The organism is Stenotrophomonas sp. ATs4, assembly GCF_051861585.1.
Lineage (GTDB): Bacteria > Pseudomonadota > Gammaproteobacteria > Xanthomonadales > Xanthomonadaceae > Stenotrophomonas > Stenotrophomonas maltophilia_AS.
In genome coordinates, this window is the sequence record NZ_JBLYPK010000021.1 from 1 (window position 1) to 6571 (window position 6571).

1 protein-coding gene is annotated in these 6571 nt (G+C 60.3%); it reads left to right on the forward strand.

All coding sequences use genetic code 11. The features are described from left to right. Positions 1–254 precede the first annotated feature (254 nt). Positions 255–6431 carry an RHS repeat protein gene (locus ABR323_RS21735; RefSeq protein WP_439450802.1) on the forward strand — a complete coding sequence of 2059 codons (6177 nt, stop codon included), beginning with the start codon at positions 255–257 and terminating at the stop codon, positions 6429–6431. Positions 6432–6571: the final 140 nt, after the last annotated feature.

Sequence of the window (6571 nt, forward strand, 5' to 3'; positions counted from 1 at the left end):
TACCCTGCCTTGCTTCCAAGCTCCTTCAAAGATTGGAAGGATGCGCAGGTTCGGGGGAGCTGCAGGCGGTGTGTCTACCTGCTTTGGGGGATTTGAAGGTCGAATTCACCAGCTTGGTGCCACAGGTGCTTGGCTATGCTGCGTGCTGCTGATCGGCCTTGGCCTGTCGCCATCCTAATCACCGGGGTTTCTTGTTCTAGTGCTGCGGGCTGTAGCGACACAGGGCTGCCACTGTTGAAGAGCCACGCGAGGCCTTGCTGAGGAGGCAATTTTACTTAGCATACTCACGCATCCTTGATGTTTGCCAACTTTGGCTGAATACTCCTGACAACAATCAGGGGGCAGGGATGCGGATCGAGTCTTCGAGCGTCGGTGTATGGCCGTCTGCGCGGGTGTGCGCAGTCATTCTTGGGATCACATCGAGCTTGAGCGTCCAGGCTCAGCAAGCGGTGCAGCAGCCCTACCAGGAGTACGACAAGCAGGTGCGTACTGCCGAGCAGGTGGGCGCACTGACCTCCGACCTGTTTGGCGATGCAGTCAACGTCTACGACCAGTCGGCATCGTTCCAGCAGACCGACATCGATCTTCGTGGGACCAATGCGCTGCCGGTAAAGCTGTCACGCAAGCTTGCGGTCCGTCCGATCCCGACAGGCGGTATGCCACCCCAGATCTATGGTGGCGCAGGTGACTGGAACATCGATGTTCCTTTCATCTCTGGGGTCTTCGATTCCCACTATGGCTGGATCTACGGCATGGGGGCGCGCAAGACCGGGCGTTGCACGGATACGTTCTATCCTTGGACATCGCCTCCCCACAACATCACCAGCATCTGGTCCGGCTACACGGTCAACCTGCCTGGCGACAAGGCGCGCACGCTGATCGGAATGCCACCGTCCCAATTCAAACCGACGGGTGGGCAGGGCAACAACTGGACCACGAGTTCACTGGACGCGATCTCCTGTACGGCGATGATTGCGGGCTATGAGGGTGAGGGGTTCGTTCTGCAGACTACGGAAGGGATCAAGTACACCTTCAATATCGGAACGGTGCGCACGGTCGGCGAGATGGGTACGGACACTTCGACCTCGCAGAGCCGACCGCGGATCGAGGTCTACATCCTCGCCAGTCGTATCGAGGACCGCTTCGGCAACTGGGTCAGCATCGCCTACAACGGCAACGGGCATCCGACGTCCATCACTGCCAATGACGGGCGATCCATCTCGCTGCAGTACTCCGGAAACCAACTGACAAGTGCAACGGCCAATGGGCGTACATGGTCGTACGGCTACGCCGGGGCTACGCTTCAGCGGGTGGTGCAACCCGACTCGGCGAGCTGGGAGTTCACCCATCTGCCGAACATGTTCGTCGATCATGAGTACTGGACGGAGGATCCAGGTCCTGGTTGTGGCGGTGTCGCGCCGCTCCGTCCCAAGACGTATTCACTGCAGATCAGGCACCCATCGGGAGCCGTCGGCTCGTTCCGTTTCGACCACGGCCGCTTCTACCGTGCTGGTGTGCCCATCATCCAGTGCACGGCGCAGACCCAGGGCGGCGCGACCGAGAGTGGGGGCACGATCACCCATACGCTCGTGACGCCCTACTACTTCGATGTGTTCTCCCTGTCGGAGAAGACCATCAGCGGGCCAGGCATACCTGTGATGCGCTGGACCTACGGGGACTCCGGTGAGTATCACGGCATGTGGGATGGCATTCCACCCTGCACGACCTGCACGCAATCAAAGGTAGTGAGCATCACCCAGCCGGATGGAAGCAGGCTGGAGGAAACGTACGGGATCGTCTTTGACCACAACGAAGGAAAGCTCCTCGGACGCCGTACGGTGTCGCCATCCGGGGCTGTATTGGAGTCCGAGGCACTGACCTATGTATCCACTGCGCAGATGCCGTCCATGCCATTTCCTGAGCGCTATGGATATCGCTGGGGGGGGAGTGATGACAGTTCGGTGATCATTCGCCCAATGCGGCAGCGGCAGTTGATCCGGGATGGAGTAACAATGACCTGGCAGGCGAGTTCGTTCGACGCGTATGGGCGCCCGGCGAGCGTGACGCGCAGCAGCTCCCAAGGGGCCAGTCGGACGGATACCACCAGCTACTACAACGACACCGGTCGTTGGATCCTCGGCCAGGTTGCTGCGCAGACCAACAGCTCAGGCCTGGTTGAGGCACAGACCACGTATAACGCTGCTGGCCTCCCGGCCGAACAACGGCGCTTCGGCAAACTCGTCCAGACGCTGTCCTATCACGCCGATGGCAGCGTGGCCAGCGTCGCGGATGGTCGGGGCAATGCCACCACATTGAACGCCTGGAAACGCGGAACGCCTCAGTCGATCGGCTTCGCCGACGGTACTTCGATGTCGGCCTCTGTTGATGACAACGGTTGGATCCGGTCGTTCACCAACGAGGTGGGTTACCAGAGCACGTTCGACTACGATGCCATGGGGCGGCTCGTGCGCAAGGCGTTCGCCACGGGTGACGCGGTTGCATGGAACCCAACGACACAGGTGTTTGAGCGTGTCGATGCCGTGGAGCACGGGCTGGCAGCCGGCCATTGGCGCTTGACCACCAATACCGGCAATCGCAACAAGGTGACCTGGTTCGATGCCATGTGGCGTCCGTCACTGACACTGGAGCAGGATGCTGGCAGCGTCGCGTCAACCGCGCGCTATCAGCGCTTTACCTACGATCATGCAGGCAGGGCCACGTTTCAGTCCTATCTAGCTGCTGGAAGCAATCCCACCAGCGGACAATGGAGCGAGTTCGATGCATTGGGGCGACCCACGTCGACATCGGTTGATAGTGAGCAGGGACTGCTGACAACGGTGACGGCTTACCTGTCCGGCATGCGCGTACGTACGACCGATCCACGCGGGCAATCCACAATTACCCAATATCGGGTCTATGACACGCCGGCTTATGAATTGCCGGTGGCCATTGAACATCCGGGCGGTGCCTTCACTGATATCGGGCGCGACGTATTCGGCAAGCTGACGTCCATCAAGCGCCGCAACGCAACCAGTGGTCTGTCGGTTACACGTTCCTACGTCTACAACCCCCAGCAGGAGCTCTGCAAGAGCGTGGAGCCGGAAACCGGGGCGACGGCGATGGGCTACGATGCCGCAGGGAATCTCGCCTGGTCCGCGGCGGGATTGGCACAGACGGCGACCAACAATTGTGATGCAGCTGCGGCACAGGCGTCCGGTCGTCGCGTTGATCGCACGTATGATGCCCGCAATCGCTTGAAGCAACTGATCTTCGCCGATGGTAGCGGTGACCAGGCGTGGTCGTACAACAACGCGGGGCTGCCTGCGCAGGTAGTAACGGCCAATCCGGATGGAAGGCAGGTCATCAACACCTTTGCCTACGCCAAGCGCGGTTCAATCATCAACGAAACCTTGCAGCAGACTGGGACGGGAATCTGGTCGTTGGGGTATGGCTATGACGCCAATGGCGCGATGGCCAGTCTTCAGTACCCGAGTGGCCTGCAGGTGACGCTGGCACCAAACGCACTTGGCCAACCGACTCGGGTTGGTAGCTTCGCTACCGGCGTCGGCTACTATCCCAATGGTGCATTGCGCGCCTTCACCTACGGAAACGGTGTCGCCCACAGCATGTCGCAGAACACACGCGGGCTGCCAGCGCGTGTGATTGACTCCGGAGTGATCGATACCAGTATTGCTTACGACAAGAATGGCAATATCGCGAGCATTGCCGATGCGATCGAAACGGCCAAGTCACGGCAGATGCAGTACGACAGCTCGGATCGCTTGACGCAGTCGAGCTCTGCTTCGTTTGGTGGAGACAAGATCTACCGGTTTACCTATGACATTCTGGATAACCTCCGCAGCGCCAAGTTGGGGGGCATCAAGCAGCACAACTACTGGTACGACGCCCGTAATCGGATGACGACAGTCAATCAGGATGACGGTAGCGCCATCATTGGCCTTGACTATGATGTGCAGGGCAACCTCGCCAAGAAGAATGGTGAAGGCTTCCGCTTTGATCTGGGTAATCGACTGCGTGATGTGGGGGGGCGTGAGGCATATGCATACGATGCCCATGGTCGTCGCGTGGGCAGCTACAACACCGCCCAAGGAGATATTCTCTCTTTCTATGGCAACGATGGAGTGCTGCGCCGTCAGCACAACAAGCGAACCGGAAAAGAGATCGAGTATGTGAACCTCGGCGCCCATCTGATCGCGCAAGTGGAGACGGGAGTGGCTCTGGCCATTCCCGTGGTTTCCGCGCCGGCTACCGTGGCCACTGGAAACTACACGGTGAGCTGGAGTTCAATCGGGAATGCCAATCGGTATGAGCTTCGTGTCTCTACCAATTCGGGTAGCTCGTGGAGCAGTGCATATACAGGCAGTGGGCTGTCCTACGCAGTTACAGGTGTTGAGAAAGGGACGCGTCATTACCAGGTCAGGGCGTGCCAGGGGAGCGGGTGCGGAAGCTGGAGCACGTCCATCCTTGTTAGTTATCTCCCCATTCCCACAGCGACGCCTTTACTGGCCATCCCGGCGGTTGGCCTCAATGGCAGCCATGCCATCACCTGGCCGGCCATTGCAGACGCGTCCCGCTATGTCGTCGAAGAACAGGCTGGAGCTGCAGTATGGGTGGTTGTGCATGATGGAGGAGCGCTTGCTGTGACGTTGAATGGCAGGGCAGCCGGCGGTTACAGCTATCGTGCTCGCGCCTGCAACGTGTCCGGCTGTGGTCCGTACTCGGTTGCGCAGGCGATGACTGTGATCTATCCGACAGAGACGGCGCCGACAGTGACCGCCCCCGCCAGCAACTATTCCGGAGCTTTCACCGTGAGCTGGACAACGGTTGCGGGCAGCATCCGGTATGAGCCGCAGGAGCGCCTCGGGACCGCCGCATGGGTCAATCTGGCCAGCGGCGCTGGAACGTCCGCGCAGATCGCCGGGAAATCGACCGGCAGCTATGGGTATCAGGTACGTGCCTGCAATTCCGCAGGCTGCGGCCCTTGGTCGAACGTTGTTTCTACATCAGTTCTGCTGGCACCCAATGCCGCGCCAGCGATCTCCCTGGCCAGCAACAGCACGACAGGCGCTTTCCCTGTCACCTGGAGCAGCGTGGCTGGCGCGGTGGAGTATCGACTGGAAGAGAGGCTCGGCACTGGCTCCTGGCAAGGGGTGCAGGCAGAAGGCGCAACAGTGCGTAGTGTTTCCGGTAAGACAACCGGAACCTGGACCTATCGTGTTCAAGCCTGTAACGCCGGCGGCTGCGGGCCCTGGTCGGTAGAGATGGGAATCGTTGTTCTGCTGGTGCCGGGCACGCCTGCAGTTACTGTCCCTGCTACCAACAGCTCGGGTGCTTGGACGGTGAGCTGGTCATCTGTTCCAACTGCGACCTCTTACCAATTGGATGAGCGGGTTGCCGGTGGCGCATGGGTCAATGTGCACAAAGGTTCCGCAATCAGCAAAGCAGTCAGCGGCAAGACCAGCGGCGCCATCGAATATCGTGCCAGAGCCTGCAATGCCAGTGGTTGTGGCGGATACTCTACGTCGGTATCCACGGTGGTGACCCGGCCGCCGGCGGCTGCCCCGGCCCTGACGGTGCCCGGTTCCAGTACGAACGGGGCCTTCACTGTCACCTGGACCGCGGTTGCGACGACGACAGAGTATCGATTGGAGGAGCTGGTGTCTGGCGCCTGGTCGCAGATCCAGAACGGAGCAGGTACCGGTATTGGTGTCAACGGGCGGGGGAGTGGCAGCTACTCGTTCCGTGTCCGCGCCTGTAATGGTGGGGGCTGTAGCGCCTATTCCGGTACGGCCGTGGTAACAGTCCTGCTTCCGCCGGCAGGCGTTCCAGCTTTGAGCGCGCCGGCCTCGGCACCAGGTGCTTACTCGGTCAACTGGTCGGCTGTAACCGGCGCGACGCGTTACAGCCTGCAGCAGAGCATAAACGGTGCGGCGTGGGCCGGGGCGGGCGATCACACCGGCACAAGTGCATCGTTCAACCCTGGTTCGCGCGGCAGCTATGCGTATCGTGTGTCGGCTTGCAACAGCAGTGGTTGCAGCGGTTGGTCGGTGACGAAGACCATCAATGTAATACGAAAGCCGTCGACGCCAACGATCACCTATGCGCATCATCACTGGTACTACGCCGGACCGCACAGCAGCGAATTTGCTTCCTGCAATGTAAGTTGGACTGCTTCTGCTGGAGCGGAGCGCTATGAGCTGCACGCAGGGGATGGCACGACGGTGTATGGCCAGATGTACTCGGGGCCGCTGAATGACATTCAGGGTGGCGGCTACTCGATTCAGTACTGCGCAAATCCCTACGTCGTAAGGGCATGCAACGCGGCGGGCTGCTCCGGGTGGTCGGCACCTTTCGTGCCTACGGTGGAACGGGATCCGAAGCCAGAAAATCCGGGAGATCCGCCGGTATGAATGGGGAGAATGTGATGTCGAAACTGATCACGCGTCTTGCCGTGTGCGGGCTGTCGCTTCTTTGCGTGGTGGTTTCTGCCGGTGCCCAGACGGTCACTTACATCCACACCGATGCCCTGGGATCGGTCGTGGCAGAGACG